The organism is Metabacillus rhizolycopersici (genome assembly GCF_020075705.1).
Genome location: NZ_JAIQUM010000194.1, coordinates 1 through 1,658, shown reverse-complemented (window position 1 = coordinate 1,658; position 1,658 = coordinate 1). Strand labels below are relative to the sequence as shown.

General features: G+C 37.4%; 1 protein-coding gene and 2 pseudogenes. All 3 read left to right on the top strand.

The genetic code is table 11. From position 1 onward, the window contains the following. Positions 1-848: pseudogene (locus K9V48_RS27865) on the top strand (hypothetical protein); the annotation flags it as partial. 10 nt (positions 849-858) lie between these two features. Then, positions 859-1,245: a UCP033725 family protein gene (locus K9V48_RS27860; protein WP_224142296.1), complete on the top strand. Its 387-nt coding sequence runs from the start codon at positions 859-861 to the stop codon at positions 1,243-1,245. 181 nt (positions 1,246-1,426) lie between these two features. Further along, positions 1,427-1,658 (top strand): annotated as a pseudogene (locus K9V48_RS27855) (T7SS effector LXG polymorphic toxin); the annotation flags it as partial.

The window sequence follows — 1,658 nt, the reverse complement described above, 5'->3', positions numbered from 1 at the left end:
AGTATTTGACGGGCAAGGATATGTTTGGGAATGCGTTGACAGAAGAACAGCAGCAGAATAGTCTTTATCAGGCGCTTGGGTTGTTGGCTGTTGGTGGTGGGGCTTATTATGTTAATAAGTTGCAGGCTGAGAATGCGGTTTATCAGGTGCCGAAAAGAAATAAAGTTGATGATGCATTTACTGGAAGACTAGACGCTGTTCTTAAAAAGAATAATTTGAATACTAGTGAATTCACTGAAATGCGTTTAAAGCCAGTAAGTAGCCTTACCCCAGAAGAAATAATAAAAATGAAAGATATTCGAAGAAGTGCTCCTCCTATTACTAAAGATACGATGATGCAAAAGGTATTACCACCAAGTGCAAAAAATTGGTTATTCAAATCACCTCAAGATGGAGGACAAATAAAAATTGGAGGTTTTTTAGCAAAAGTGTCTGATACGAAAGAATTAGATACCTATGACAAAATTTTTGAAGGACTTCGACTAGATTATGAAAGTACTCCAAAATGGCCTAATGAGTATCTAACATCGAATTCTGCTTTGGCGATAAGGTTTAAAGCCCTTAAACCAGAAAACTATAAAATACCATTTGGTGGGAACAATGAAGATGCAGCATCAGTGATGGTTAGCGGTGACGAGTTGGAGGATTTTATAAGAGAGGTACAAGGAGATCCGTTTACAGGAAATGGATTTACTAAAAGTGAAAATTATATAGTGCCTGAATATGGAAGTAAAAGTAAAGTTGATCTGTATGAAGGAACAGAACTATATGAAATAACTAATCAGGGTGAACGATTAATTGCTGTTTATAGTGAAGAGGATATGAGATTTATTAGCTTATTGAAGTAGGAGGATAAAAATGAGGAGTGGAAAAAAAGCTGTCTACAGAGGAAAAGAATATGAATATATTACCAAGGATGATAAAGTATACAAATTGTTTGTTAGGGAAACGTCTTCTGCGCCAGATGACTTTGAAATAAATGAAAAAGGAAACTATCAAAAATTTGTTACACGAGATGAAATTGAGGATTTATATTATATTGATCAGTATGCAAAGTATAAAGGGCATACCTTTCCGATTTGGGAAATGGCTGAAGATAAATTATTACTCGGGGAAGGTGATTATTTTATAGCTAAAGAAGTAGGATTTCCTCCATCAGAGTTACCTTGGGAACGAGGACTATATAAAAAGTGGATTTCAAAAAGCGATGTCGAGGCAATGTGGGAGGAAAAGACGCCTCTTTAGACAGAGGGATTAGAAATATAAATATAAATGATACGAATAAGACCTTGATTGGCTTCTAAAGCTTTTCAAGGTTTTTTAATAGATTTACATACCTGCTTTATGCGTAGGCTCCATCCCAGTCGTCGGCTGGGCAGGTAGAATCTTTAAAGACGGCAATGCCATCTACAAAACCGTCAAAGGTATGAACGCCGCCAACCAAGCACTGGATGTAACTGAAACAGCAAATACCTTCTCAAACCTAGAAAAAGCGGAGATGGGCATCTATGGGCTCGTGTCTGCCAATGGATTTAGTGAGTATTTGACGGGCAAGGATATGTTTGGGAATGCGTTGACAGAAGAACAGCAGCAGAATAGTCTTTATCAGGCGCTTGGGTTGTTGGCTGTTGGTGGTGGGGCTTATTATGTTAATAAGT

Coding starts and splice junctions, on each gene's coding strand:
- K9V48_RS27860 (WP_224142296.1), top strand. CDS start 859: ATGAGGAGTGGAAAAAAAGCTGTCTACAGAGGAAAAGAATATGAATAT.